The following is a 12,456-nucleotide window of genomic DNA, read 5'->3' as shown; positions in this document are numbered from 1 at the left end:
GGGGCGTCGCCGGGCCAGGGAAGAGAGTGACCCGCCGCAATTTCCGGTATCGAACATCGACGTTTCGGCGACGTTTCGCGTTACCGCGGAGTTTCCCCCGCCCGGCGCGGCACGGCCGCCCGGCGCGGCACGGCCGGACGGTGCCGACTGCGGCCGCCCGCGCCACACGCGCCACGCACGCCGCCCGTGACGCACGCGTCACGTGTGCCGCGTACGTCACGGACGGCCGGGGCGCGTCAGGTGCCGGCGTCGTCCCGCAGTTCCCGGCGGAGGATCTTCCCGGTGGCCGTCTTCGGCAGATCATCCAGGAAGGATATGGAACGCGGGTATTTGTACGCGGCCATCTGCTCCCTGCAGTACCCGATCAGCTCCTCCTCCGTCACCGTCTCGCCCCGTTTGAGGGACACGAACGCCTTCACGCTCTCGCCCCGGTACGCGTCCGGCACGCCGACCACCGCCGCCTCCCGGACCGCCGGATGCCCGTACAGGACGTCCTCGACCTCGCGCGGCCACACCTTGTACCCGGCCGCGTTGATCATGTCCTTCTTGCGGTCCACCAGGTAGAACCAGCCGTCGGCGTCCATGAAGCCGACGTCCCCGGTGCGCAGCTCGCCGCCGGGCAGCGCGGCGGCCGTGGCCTCGGGCTTGTTCCAGTACCCGGGCACCACCTGCGGCCCCGACGTGGCGATCTCGCCGATCTCGCCGACCGGCACCTCCGCGCCCTCCTCGTCGAGAATCCGCACGACCGTGTTGAAGACCGGCACGCCCACCGACAGGGCACCCGACTCCGGGTCGACGGGGGCCTGGGCGCCGAGCGGCACGGCGTGCGAGGGCGAGTTGGTCTCCGTCAGCCCGTAGATGTTGTGGATGTACCGGCCCGTCGCCTTCTCGAACTGCTCGTTGACCGCCGGTGCGATGGGCGCGCCGCCGGAGTAGACAACGCGGAGCGAGGCGAAGTCCTCGCGGGTGGCGTCCGGCGCGCCGGCCAGGCTGATGAAGACGGTGATGGCGCCGACCGTGAACGTCGGCCGGTGCTCGCGCAGCGCGTCCAGCACGACGCCCGGGTGGAAGCGGTGCGCGAGGACCAGCGGGCAGGGCAGCAGCAGGGCGAGCGCGAGATGCCCGATCAGCCCCGTGATGTGGAACAGCGGCGCCACACCCAGGATGCTGTCCTCGCTGGTCAGCCGCATCCACTCCCGGTACGTACAGGCGTTGAACAGCATCGTGCCGTGCGTGTTCAGCGCGCCCTTGGGCTCGCCCGTGGTGCCGGAGGTGTAGGTGAGTACGGCGATGTCGCCCGGGGCCGGCGTCGCGGGTGCGGGGGCCCGGCCCGCGTACTGCCCGACGAGGGTGCGGAGGTCGAGGGTGCCGCGCGGCCGGTTCCGCCGCACGCCGTCGAAGAGCCGGGGGTCGTCGCGGGTCTGCCAATCCAGCGGCGAGCAGGTGACGACGGTGGCGACCTGCGTGGTGCCGCCGCCGACGACGCCCTTGGCCACGCTCTCGTACAGCTCGTCCAGGCAGAGCAGCGCGCTCGCGCCGGAGTCGGTGAGCAGGTACGTCAGCTCGCGGGCCTTGTTCATCGGGTTGACGGCGACGGCGGCGCCGCCGGCCTTCCAGGCGGCGAGCAGGCCGATGACGAAGGCGGGGTCGTTCTGGACGTACAGCGCGAGCCGGTCGCCCGGCGCGAAACCGCGCTCGGCGAGCGCCAGGGCGAGCGCGTCGGAGGCGTCGTCGAGGTCGGCGAGGGTGAGGACGCCGTCGAAGTACCGGATCGCCTCGGTGCCGGGGCTGCGCTCGGCCGAGGCCCGGAAGGCGTGCAGGAGGGTGGGGTGCTCGGGCGTGATGTCGGCCGGGGTTCCCTCGGCGTACCGCGCCAGCCAGGGGCGCTCCCGGTACGCGCTCACTTGATCACCACGGGGTTGACGGGGGCGCCGGTCGCGCGGTGCACCTTCAGCGGCGCCGCGGTGTAGAGGAAGGTGTACCGGCCGTCGGCCGCGCAGCTGTCCGCGAGCTTCTCCAGGTCGCAGATCTCGGTGAGGGCGATCCCGAGGTTGCGCATCAGGGCGCAGTGCAGCGGCAGTGCGAAGCCGGTCTCGGGCTCGACGGTCCGCTCGTTGGCGATGGTGTCCGTGACGAGGTTCGGGATCTCCTGCTCCTGGAACCAGCGCACCAGCTCGGGGCTGTACGTGAGCCCCGGCTCGCAGAAGTCCTCGTAGAACGCGTCCCCCTGCTCGTGGAAGAGCTGCAGGAAGTTGGTCCTGATCAGCAGGATGTCGTGCGGCTCGATGGCGGCGCCCTGGGCGGCGGCGCACGCCTCCAGGTCCTCGTGGGTGAAGGTCTCCCCCTTCTCCAGCGCCTTCTTGCCGCGGAAGCGGGCCATGTCGAGGAGGATGCCGCGCCCGGCGACGCCCCGCTCGGCGATCGGCGCCACGCTCGCCCTGTCCAGTCCGCCGACGGTGGTCCGGGCGTCGTACCCGTTCCAGATCTTGCCGCCGTACCAGACGTGGCCGAGGGCGTCGTACTGCGTGGAGCCCTGCAGGAAGGCGTCGATCTTGTCATCGGCGTAGTGCAGGCCGCCGGGGAAGGCGGGCGCGTCGGCGCCGTCCCAGGTCGACTCGTCCATGATCATGGTCCGCTCGGCGGGCGACCGCCCCGGCCACACCGGATCCCCCTTCGGGTCCCCGATCAGCCGCTGGAGGGTGAAGACCTCACCCGAGGAGATGTGGGCGACGCCGCGCAGCACTTCCGACGCGTCGAGGTAGTTCAGCGCGCCCACTTCGTCGTCCGGGCCCCACTTCCCCCAGTTGCTGGGGGCGTCGCGGAGCAGTTCGTCCATGGTCGTGATGTCGGTCATCGCTCGCACCTTCCTCACTCACGGAGCACGCAGGGGGTACCGGCGGCCGGCGTCGGCCGGAACCGGTACCGACCAACCGCTCGGGCTGGCAGTGCGCTGGCCACTGTGAATCACCCTCCAACTCAGCGTCAACGGGTGCGCAGTAGGGTTTTCGCGGAAACTCCTCTGCTGTTCAGCTAGCCTGAACACATGACGCGTGAGCCGTACGGAGGCCCCGCAGGGGAGCCCGACGGGGCCGTACCGGAGTCCGGCGGGGACGTACCGAGGCCCTGCGGGGGCGTGCCGGAGCCCTGCGGGGATGGGGACGGAGGCGGGGACAGGGCCGAGGGCGGGGGCGTGGGCCCGGCCGTCCGGCACGTCCGTCAGGCCCAGCGGCTCTCGCTCCGCGAGCTGGCGCGGCGGCTGGAGGTGAGCCCGGGGACGCTGAGCGCCATCGAGAACGGCAAGGTCGACGTCACGGTCGGCCGCCTCCATCGCATCGCCGACGCACTCGGCACGACGGCCGGCCGCCTCCTGCTCCACGAGGAGCGTACGGACACCGCGGCCCCCGCCCACCGCGCACCGGCGGCGGCCGCGGGCCCGGACTGGCGGGCCTTCGGCCCGATGCGCCTCGACCCCGTCCTCTCGGCGGCCATCGGCCTGTTCGTGGAGACCGGTTACCACGGCGCGACCGTACGCGAGATCGCTGCGCGCGCCGGGATGAGCGTGCCGGGCGTGTACCACCACTACCCCAGCAAGCAGCACCTGCTGGTCGCGACGCTCGACCTCACCATGGACGAACTGCTGTGGCGGGTACGGGCGGCCCGCCGGGAGGGCGCCACCCCGGCGCGCCGCACCGCGCTCGTCGTGGAGGCGCTGGCCCTCTTCCACACGCACCGCCGCGAGCTGGCGTTCATCGGCGCCAGCGAGATGCGCAGCCTGCACCGCGCCAACCGGCGGCGGATCGCCGGCCTGCGCAACGGCGTCCAGCACATGCTGGACGCCGAGATCGAGGACGCGGTGCGCGAGGGCACGTTCACCACCCGGCATCCGCGCCACGCGGCCCGCGCGATCGCCACGATGTGCACGTCCCTCCCCCAGTGGTTCCGCCCCGACGGCCCGTCCACGCCGGAGCACATCGCATCCGAATACGCGGAGTTCGCGCTGGCGTTGTTGGGATGCGTGGGACGCGCGGGGTCCGGGAAACGGTCAAGCTGAGCCGCACCGCGCTCGCCTTCGAAAATGCCCGTGTCAATTGACGACTTCGGAGAGTAACGAGCGGGGCGGCGCGGCTAGCCTCGCCGAATGACGAACGGGACGGGCGAACGGCCCGCCATCTGGGCCGGCTACGGCAAGCTCCTGAAACTCTTCCGCGAGCGGGCCGGCCTGACCCAGCAGCAACTGGCGGAAGCGGTGGGCTACTCGTACGAGCTGGTGGCGTCCGTCGAGCAGGGTCGGCGTCCAGCGAAAAACGTATTCACGGAGGCCGTGGAGGACGTGCTGGAGGCGGCAGGCGCGCTACGGACGCTGCAGCCGCAGGTCGAACTCGCCAAGTTCCCTGAATTCTTCAAGGACTTCGCCCTGTTGGAAGCCGAGGCGTTGAGCCGCTTCTCGTACGACCCGCTGCTCATTCCTGGGCTTCTCCAGACCGAGGAATACGCACGGAACCTGCTCGGCGTCTACTACCCGCCTCTGGACGACGAGACAGTGGAGCAGAGCCTCGCCGTGCGGCTCCGACGGCAGGCCCTATTGAAACGGGAGAAGCCGCCGCTCGCCCTTGTGTTCATCCTCGAAGAGGCTGCGCTACGACGCATGGTGGGGACGGCATCCACGATGAAAGCCCAGATGGCGCATCTGCTCACCTGTGGGCAGCTACGGAATGTCGCGATCCAGGTCATGCCGACCGACCTTGCCGCACACGCCGGTCTCGACGGCGGCACCTGTGTCCTGCTGGAGACTTCGGCTCACCGACAGGCCGTCTACCTGGAAGCCCACAGCGTAGGCACCATGGTTTTTGACGCCGATCGGGTCAGCCAATTCTCTTTGCGCTATGGCATGCTGCGCACGCAGGCTCTCGGTCCGGTGGAGTCCGCACACCTCATCGAGCGTGTGGCAGGGGAAATATGAGCGCTGAACTTACGTGGTTCAAGAGCAGCCACAGCGGTCCGAGCGGCGGGGACTGCGTGGAGGTCGCTCTGCCGACCGCCGCCGATACCGTCCACGTGCGCGACTCGAAAGCGATACGTGGGCCCGAGGTGCGGGTGTCGGGTGCCTCGTGGCGGGCGTTCATCGCGTATGCGAAGGGCGATCAGGCCCGCTGACGGTTGCTTGTACGGCGGTGGCCAGGGCCAGGGCTGTGATGTCGGAGCCCGAGCAGCCGCGGGAGAGGTCGTGGAGGGGGGCGGCCAGGCCCTGGAGGAGGGGGCCGATGGCGGTCGCGCCGCCCACCCGCTGGGCGATCTTGTAGCCGATGTTGCCGGCGGCCAGGCCCGGGAAGATGAAGGTGTTGGCGTGCCCGGCGATCCGCGAGGCGGGGGCCTTGGCGCGGCCGATGGCCGGTACGGAGGCCGCGTCGTACTGGAGGTCGCCGTCGGCCTCCAGGTCCGGTGCGGCCGCACGCAGCAGACGTACCGCGTCGCGTACCCGGTCGACCTGGTGGTGCCGCGCGCTGCCCTTCGTACTGAAGGAGAGCAGCGCTACGCGCGGCCGCTCACCGGTGAGCTGGCGGTACGTGGTGGCCGTTGCGCGGGCGATGTCGGCGAGTTCGGCGGAGGTGGGGTCGACGACGACGGCGCAGTCGCCGTAGCCGAGGGCGCGGCCGTCGGGCAGCACCATCAGGAAGCTGCTGGAGAGCGTCCGGATGCCGGGGGCGAGACCGACGACGTAGAGGCCGGCGCGCAGCACGTCCGCGGTGGGCCGGTCACTGCCCGCTACACAGCCGTCCACGTCGCCGAGGCGGAGCGCGGTGGCGGTGAGGAAGAGGGGGTCGGCGGCGAGTTCGCGGCGGTCGTGGGTGGTGAGGCGGCGGCGCGCGGCCAGTGCCTCGCCGAGCGCGTCCGTGCAGCGGGGGTCGGCGGCGAGCGCGGCCGGGTCGAGGATGTCGAGCGCTTCCGGGTCTTCGGGGAGCTTGAGGTCGAGGTCGGCGGCGAGTTCGCGGACGCGGGTGGGGTCGCCGGTGAGGACGGGGGTGACGGCGCCCTGCTCGGCGAGGCGCGCTGCGGCCCAGAGGGTACGGGGGTCGGTGCCTTCTGCTAGTGCGATGCGGGGTTTTCTGGGGGCGGTGCGGAGGTGGTCCGACCAGGTGGTGATGAGGGCGCGGGCTGGGTCTGTCGGCATGGCGCGGCTCCGTGGGTGGCTGGGGTGGGCTGGTCCGGCTGCCCGCCGGTCGGGGTTCCGCTGTGCCCCCTCCCCCGAGCTCTTAAGGAGCAGGGGGGACCCCCATCGCCCCGCGGAACGATTGCCCACAGCGGGGGGGATGCGGTTGCGGTGGGGGCTCCGCTCAGCGGGGGCTCAGGGGCGCGGGGAACTGCGCGAACGGCCACGACGGTGGCACGGCCGCCGACGGCGAAGCGGGGGCAGCCCGGAGGGCGCACCCCGACGGCCAAGCAGGGCCAGCCCGGAGGGCGCACCCCGACGCGGGGGCGGGGCAGCGTCGAGGGCTCAGGTGGGCCCCGACCGTGCCGCTCCCCGGGAGGGGAACCCGCCGGGCCCGCGCGCGTTGAGGGGCACGCGCGGGTCCGGCCGGGTGCGGCCACCGCCGCCCCCGTCAGGGCAGACGGGCGGCGGAGGCCGCGGCCGGCGGCGGGCGCCGTCCGCGCGGCGCCCGCCGGGCGGCCGTACCGGGCGCGGGCCGGGGCCCCGACCGGTACGTACTCGGGTGCGGATCAGACGTAGTCCTGGTACTTCTCCAGATACCGCACCGGCTTCTGAAGCGCGTCGCGGCGGAAGGGGTCGCCCAGTTCACGCGTGCACATGATCTCGATGACCGTGGTGCGGCCCTCGTTCATCTGCGCGTCCACCGCCCGCTGCAGTGCCGGGCCGACGTCCTCCAGCTTTTCGACGACGATGCCGTCCGCGCCCATCGCCTGGGCGATGCCCGCGAAGGACTCGCTCTCCAGCTCGCCCGCGACGAAGCGGCGGTTGTAGAAGTCGACCTGGTTCTTCTTCTCCGCGCCCCACTGGCGGTTGTGGAAGACCACCGCGGTGACCGGGATGTCGTGGCGTACGGCGGTCATGATCTCGCCCATGCTCATGCCCCAGGCGCCGTCGCCCGCGTACGCGATCGCCGGGCGGTCCATCGCGGCGGCCTTCGCGCCGATGATGGTCGGCAGCGCGTACCCGCAGTTGCCGAAGGACATCGGCGCGAAGAAGGAACGCGGCTCCTCGAAGCGCAGGTAGCTGTGGGCGACGGAGTTGATGTTGCCGATGTCGGTGGAGACCATCACCCGCGGCGGCATGGCCTTCTCCAGCTCGCGCAGGACCTGCCGCGGGTGCAGCCAGTTGCCGTCCTCCTGCTCCTGCTCGGCGATCATGTCGAGGGAGTAGGGGTCCGTCTCGTGGGTCCAGGCGGAGAGTTCCTCTTCCCACGCGTCCTTCTCGGCCTTCGTGCGCGCGGCGCGCTCCTCGCGGGTGGCGTCGCAGGCGAGGGTACGGCCGGCCAGCCGGTCGGTGAGCGCCACGGCAGCGGCCTTCGCGTCGCCGCAGATGCCGACGGTGATCTTCTTGACCAGGCCGAGCATCTTGTGGTCCGCGTCGATCTGGATGATCTTCGCGTTCTTGGGCCAGTAGTCCATGCCGTGCTGCGGCAGCGTGCCGAAGGGGCCGAGCCGCGTACCGAGCGCGACCACCACGTCCGCCTGGGAGATGAGCTTCATGGCGGCCTTGGAGCCCTGGTAGCCGAGCGGGCCGCACCACTGCGGGTGGCTGGCGGGGAAGCTGTCGTTGTGCTGGTAGCTGTTGACGACCGGCGCGCCCAGGCGTTCGGCGAGCGCCTTGCACTCCTCGACGCCGTCGGCCATCACGACGCCGCCGCCGGAGATGATCACCGGGAACTCGGCGGTGGCGAGCAGTTCGGCGGCCTCGGCGAGGCTCTTCTCGCCGCCGGGGCCGCGGTCCAGGCGCTGCGGGTCGGGGATCTCGGTCTCGATCTCGCCGTAGAAGTAGTCGCGCGGGATGTTCAGCTGGGTGGGGCCGATCTCGGAGAGGGCCCGGTCGAAGGCGCGGGCCGTGTACTCGGCCATCCGCTTCGGGTTGTTCACGTGCGCCTGGTACTTGGTGAACTCCTGGAACATCGGCAGCTGGTTGGCCTCCTGGAAGCCGCCGAGCCCGGTGCCCATCGTGCCCGCCTCGGGCGTGATCATCACGACCGGGCTGTGTGCCCAGTAAGCGGCGGCTATCGCGGTGACGCAGTTGCTGATGCCGGGACCGTTCTGGCCGATGACGACGCCGTGCCGGCCGCTGACCCGGGCGTATCCGTCGGCCATGTGCGCCGCGCCCTGCTCGTGCACGACCGGGACCAGGCGGATGCCGGCCGGCGCGAAGATGTCCATGGCGTCCATGAACGCCGAGCCCATGATGCCGAAGATGTCGGTCACCCCGTTGGCGACGAGGGTCTCGACGAACGCCTCCGAGGGGGTCATCTTCTGCTGCCCGCTGACGACGGTACGGCCGTCGGCCGTCTGCTTCTCGCTCATGGTTCCACTCCTTCTTCGACACACCGGGAGGCCGCTGCGACACACCGGGAGGCACGGGAGGCGCCATGTGTGACCCACACCAGAGGGCCAGGGCGCAAATAATCGGTACGCGGCGTTCCTGAAATCAGGATCTGGCTGGACCATAAGGGGGCCTGTCGATGCCGTCAACGATGCATTCAGAAAAACGAGACGGTGATAGCTTGTTTCTGGAATTCAGCCCGGTTGAGGGCTGGTAGACGCACAGCCCTGGAGGTACCGTGGTCCCGCCACGCGAGCCCGATCCCGGCGCGGTGAACGGCGACACGCCGACCATGCGCCTCTTCTCCCTGCTCGAACTGATCGCCGCCAAGGACCAGTTGGTCTCGCTGCAGGGCCTGGTCGAGGAGACCGGGCTGCCCAAGCCGACGCTGCACCGCATGCTCCAGCAGCTGGAGAGCGCCGGGCTGCTGATCCGGCAGAGCGACGGCCGGCACTACGGCACCGGCCACCGGCTGCGCAGACTCGCGGAGAACCTCCTGCTCAACGCCACGCACCACGGCGCGCGCCACACCGTCCTGCGCGGCCTGGTCGAGGAGCTGGGCGAGAGCTGCAACATCACCACGCTCTCCGGCAACGAGGTGGTCTACCTGGACCGGGTGGAGACCCCGGAGCCGCTGCGCTTCTACCTCCGCCCCGGTTCCCGGGTACCGACGCACTGCTCGGCCAGCGGGAAGATGATCCTTTCCCAGATGAGCCCGGCGCAGCGCCGCAAGCTGCTCGCGCACGCCCCGCTCAAGCAGTACACCCCGAAGACCATCACCGATCTCGACGCCCTCGAAGAGGAGTTCAAGCGCATCCGGCGGGACGGCTTCGCGCTGGACGACGAGGAGTTCCTGCCGGGGCTGGTGTGCGTCGCGGTCCTGGTGCCGACCGGTGACGGCGGGCGCTCCAACCTGTGCGTCGCGGTCCAGGCGCCGGTCATGCGGCTGACCGCCGACAAGGCGCTGTCACTGCTGCCGGCGCTGCAGCGCGCGGCCGGAGCGATCAGCCGGATCGAGGCGGAGGGCACGCCGGAGGACGCGCCCGGGGAGAGCGCGGCGTCCTGAGAGCCGGTGCGCGGGCAGCGCCCGCGCACCCCGACGGAAGGAGTTTCCCGCACATGACGACCGCCACGCCCCCGCCCGACGCCGCGGGCCCCGACACCACCGTCGCCGTCAAGGACGTCTTCGGCATCGACTCCCCGCTCACCATCCGCGCGTTCCGCGAGCCCACCACGTACGTGCCGGAGGCGGACCCCGCGTACCGCTTCCAGCCCGACGTCACCCTGGCCCTGCTCGCCGGGTTCGCGCGCAACCGGCGCGTGCTGGTCCAGGGCCTGCACGGCACCGGCAAGTCCAGCCACGTCGAGCAGGTGGCCGCGCGGCTCAACTGGCCCTGCATACGCGTCAACCTGGACGGCCACCTGAGCCGGCTGGACCTGATCGGCAGGGACGCGGTGGTGCTGCGCGACGGGCAGCAGGTCACGGAGTTCCGGGAGGGCATCGTGCCGTGGGCGCTGCGGCGGCCGATGGCGCTGGTGCTGGACGAGTACGACGCGGGGCGGCCCGACGTGATGTTCGTGCTGCAGCGGATGCTGGAGAGCGACGGGAAGCTGACCCTGCTGGACCGGAACGAGGTCGTGGCGCCGCACCCGGCCTTCCGGCTCTTCGCCACCGCCAACACGGTGGGCCTGGGCAACCTCAACGGGCTGTACCACGGCGCCCAGCGGCTCAACCACGCGCAGATCGACCGCTGGCACATCGTCGCCGCGCTGGACCACCTCCCGGCGGCTGAGGAGGCGGCGATCGTACGGTCCCGGGTCCCGGCGTACGGGGACGAGCGCGGGCGCGCGATGGTGGACGCGATGGTCGCGGTCGCCGCGCTGACCCGCGAGGGGTTCCGCGCGGGCGACCTGTCGACACTGATGTCGCCGCGTACGGTCATCACCTGGGCCGAGAACACCGAGCTGTTCGGCGACCCGGCGCCCGCCTTCCGGCTGTCCTTCCTCAACAAGTGCGACGAGGCCGAACGCCCGCTGGTCGCCGAGTACTTCCAGCGCTGCTTCGACCGCGAGCTGCCCGAGTCCCACCGGCTGACCGCGACGGCCGGCGCGGCCACCGCGGCCGGGGAGCCGGCGGCATGACGGCCCGGAGCGCCGGGAACACCGCACACGCCCCGGCCACCGGCACCCGGCAGGCCACGGCGCGCCGCCGGCAGCAGGCGGAGGAGCTGTGCGCGGCGGCGGTACGGGCGCTGGGCGCCGACCCCGAAGTGCACTTCCGCGGCGGCCGCCCGTACCGGGGGCGGCGCCCGCTCCCGGTGCACGCGCCGCACGCCCGGGTCTCCCCCGAGGACGGTGACTTCGCGTCCCGGCGCGGCGCCGCCGACGCCGTGGCGCTGCGGCTGCGCGGCTCGGACGCCCGGCTGCACGCCGAGGTGTGCCCCACGGACGATCCGGCGGCGCGGCTGGTCTTCGAGCTGCTGGAGCAGTTCCGTACGGAGGCGGGGGCGCCCGCGCCGCTGACCGGCGTGCGCGCCAACCTGCGCCACCGGTTCACCCGCTGGTCCGAGGAGTGCGCGCGGTCCGGCCTCACCGAGACGGCGCGCGGCCTGCTGCTGTTCACCGTCGCGCACGTCGCCCGCTCCCGGATCACCGGCGAGCCGGTGCCGGCGCACGCGGAGGACCTCATCGAGGCCACCCGCGCCGCGCTCGCCCCGCTCACCGGCCACGACCTGGCCGCTCTCCGCCGCCACCGCGCCGACCAGCGGGCCTTCGCACCGTACGCGCTCTCCCTGGCCCGCACGGTCGCCGCCCTGCTCGCGTCGGCGGACCCAGGCCCCGGCACCGAGGCCGGGGACCCGCCCGACGAGGACGACGTCTCCTCCTTCGCCGCCCTCCTCGCCCTCGACTCCGACGAGCCCGCCGAGGAGACCCCCACCGCGGTCTCGGGCCGCAGCCGGGTCCTGGACGGTGACCCCGGCGGCTACCGCGTCTTCACCACGGCCTACGACCGCGAGGGCCCGGCCGCCGCTTCCGTACGCCCCGAGCTGCTGCGCGAGTACCGCGCCCGGCTCGACCGCCGCATCGCCGACCAGGGCGTCAACGTGCCGCGGCTCGCCCGCGAGCTGCAGCTGCTGCTCGCGACCCCGGCCCGGGACGGCTGGGACGGCGGCCAGGAAGCCGGCCACATCGACGGCCGCCGCCTCCCCCAGCTGATCACCTCACCCGCCGAACGGCGCCTGTTCCGTACCGAACGCACCACGCCGGTGGCCGACGCGCTGGTCACCTTCCTCCTCGACTGCTCGGGCTCGATGAAGGAGCACGCCGAGTCCGTGGCGATGCTGGTGGACGTGCTGGCCCGCGCCCTGGACCAGGCCGGCGCCGCGTGCGAGGTCCTCGGCTTCACCACCGGCGCGTGGAACGGCGGCCGGGCCCGCCGCGACTGGCTGCGGGCCGGCCGCCCGCCCCACCCCGGCCGCCTCAACGAACGCCGCCACCTGGTCTTCAAGGACGCCGCCACCCCCTGGCGCCGCGCCCGCCGCGGCATCGCGGCCCTCCTCAAACCCGACCTCTACCGCGAGGGCATCGACGGCGAGGCAGTGGAATGGGCCCGCGCCCGCGCCGCGTCACGCCCCGCATCCCGCAAGATCCTCTTCGTCGTCTCCGACGGCAGCCCGATGGACACCGCCACCCACCTCGCCAACGACCGCCACTACCTCGACCACCACCTGCGCGAAGCAGTGACGAGCCGGCACGACGACACCGAGATCCACGGCCTGGGCGTATCCCTCGACCTGAGCCCCTACTACCGCCGCTCCCGCATCCTGAACCTCACCCAGGACACGGGAAACGGGATGTTCCGGGAGGTGCTGGGGCTGATCAGCGGCTGAGCAGCCGACCGTTATCCTGCC

The 12,456-nt window shown here is 72.1% G+C and carries 10 protein-coding genes; 6 read left to right on the top strand and 4 right to left on the bottom strand.

Features of this window, described 5'->3' with window-relative positions; translation table 11 throughout:
- Positions 1-236 precede the first annotated feature (236 nt).
- Complete coding sequence (locus C3486_RS02545; protein WP_103830861.1) at positions 237-1,904, bottom strand: AMP-binding protein; 1,668 nt, start codon at positions 1,902-1,904, stop codon at positions 237-239.
- On the bottom strand, positions 1,901-2,854 hold the full coding sequence (locus tag C3486_RS02540; protein WP_103830860.1) for a cyclase family protein: 954 nt from the start codon (positions 2,852-2,854) through the stop codon (positions 1,901-1,903). Before C3486_RS02540 ends, C3486_RS02545 begins: the two co-directional genes overlap by 4 nt.
- A 336-nt stretch (positions 2,855-3,190) precedes the next feature.
- Between C3486_RS02540 and C3486_RS02535 the strand changes: the two genes are divergently transcribed.
- The 3 genes from C3486_RS02535 to C3486_RS02525 all read left to right on the top strand — a co-directional run bounded on the left by C3486_RS02535 (position 3,191) and on the right by C3486_RS02525 (position 5,154).
- Positions 3,191-4,051: a TetR family transcriptional regulator gene (locus tag C3486_RS02535; RefSeq protein ID WP_258052547.1), complete on the top strand. Its 861-nt coding sequence runs from the start codon at positions 3,191-3,193 to the stop codon at positions 4,049-4,051.
- 87 nt (positions 4,052-4,138) lie between these two features.
- Entirely contained in the window at positions 4,139-4,960 is an 822-nt protein-coding gene (locus tag C3486_RS02530; RefSeq protein ID WP_103830858.1) for a helix-turn-helix transcriptional regulator, read from the top strand.
- Complete coding sequence (locus C3486_RS02525) at positions 4,957-5,154, top strand: DUF397 domain-containing protein (RefSeq protein WP_103830857.1); 198 nt, start codon at positions 4,957-4,959, stop codon at positions 5,152-5,154. The genes C3486_RS02530 and C3486_RS02525 overlap by 4 nt, the downstream gene beginning before the upstream one ends.
- On the opposite strand, the gene C3486_RS02520 is transcribed toward C3486_RS02525, so the two are convergent.
- Entirely contained in the window at positions 5,120-6,169 is a 1,050-nt protein-coding gene (locus C3486_RS02520; RefSeq protein WP_103830856.1) for a phosphotransacetylase, read from the bottom strand. The genes C3486_RS02525 and C3486_RS02520 overlap by 35 nt on opposite strands.
- Positions 6,170-6,717: 548 nt before the next feature.
- On the bottom strand, positions 6,718-8,526 hold the full coding sequence (xsc, locus tag C3486_RS02515; RefSeq protein ID WP_103830855.1) for a sulfoacetaldehyde acetyltransferase: 1,809 nt from the start codon (positions 8,524-8,526) through the stop codon (positions 6,718-6,720).
- Positions 8,527-8,783: 257 nt separating this feature from the next.
- Between xsc and C3486_RS02510 the strand changes: the two genes are divergently transcribed.
- From C3486_RS02510 to C3486_RS02500, 3 genes are read left to right on the top strand one after another with little or no spacing between them, the layout of a single operon-like run.
- Positions 8,784-9,611, top strand: coding sequence for an IclR family transcriptional regulator (locus tag C3486_RS02510; protein WP_258052546.1), 828 nt, complete (start codon positions 8,784-8,786; stop codon positions 9,609-9,611).
- A 53-nt stretch (positions 9,612-9,664) separates the two neighbouring features.
- Entirely contained in the window at positions 9,665-10,687 is a 1,023-nt protein-coding gene (locus C3486_RS02505) for an AAA family ATPase (protein WP_103830854.1), read from the top strand.
- Positions 10,684-12,435, top strand: coding sequence for a cobalt chelatase (locus C3486_RS02500; protein ID WP_103830853.1), 1,752 nt, complete (start codon positions 10,684-10,686; stop codon positions 12,433-12,435). Before C3486_RS02505 ends, C3486_RS02500 begins: the two co-directional genes overlap by 4 nt.
- Positions 12,436-12,456 lie beyond the last annotated feature (21 nt).

This window comes from Streptomyces sp. Ru73 (genome assembly GCF_002920575.1).
Classification (GTDB): Bacteria; Actinomycetota; Actinomycetes; order Streptomycetales; family Streptomycetaceae; genus Streptomyces.
The sequence above is the reverse complement of the archived record's forward strand: the minus strand, read 5'-3'. Positions and strand labels throughout refer to the sequence as shown.

What these genes read in the sequence shown, in the direction of transcription:
- C3486_RS02540 (WP_103830860.1), bottom strand. Translation starts at nt 2,854, where the DNA reads ATGACCGACATCACGACCATGGACGAACTGCTCCGCGACGCCCCCAGC.
- C3486_RS02530 (WP_103830858.1), top strand. Translation starts at nt 4,139, where the DNA reads ATGACGAACGGGACGGGCGAACGGCCCGCCATCTGGGCCGGCTACGGC.
- C3486_RS02525 (WP_103830857.1), top strand. Translation starts at nt 4,957, where the DNA reads ATGAGCGCTGAACTTACGTGGTTCAAGAGCAGCCACAGCGGTCCGAGC.
- C3486_RS02520 (WP_103830856.1), bottom strand. Translation starts at nt 6,169, where the DNA reads ATGCCGACAGACCCAGCCCGCGCCCTCATCACCACCTGGTCGGACCAC.
- xsc (WP_103830855.1), bottom strand. Translation starts at nt 8,526, where the DNA reads ATGAGCGAGAAGCAGACGGCCGACGGCCGTACCGTCGTCAGCGGGCAG.
- C3486_RS02505 (WP_103830854.1), top strand. Translation starts at nt 9,665, where the DNA reads ATGACGACCGCCACGCCCCCGCCCGACGCCGCGGGCCCCGACACCACC.
- C3486_RS02500 (WP_103830853.1), top strand. Translation starts at nt 10,684, where the DNA reads ATGACGGCCCGGAGCGCCGGGAACACCGCACACGCCCCGGCCACCGGC.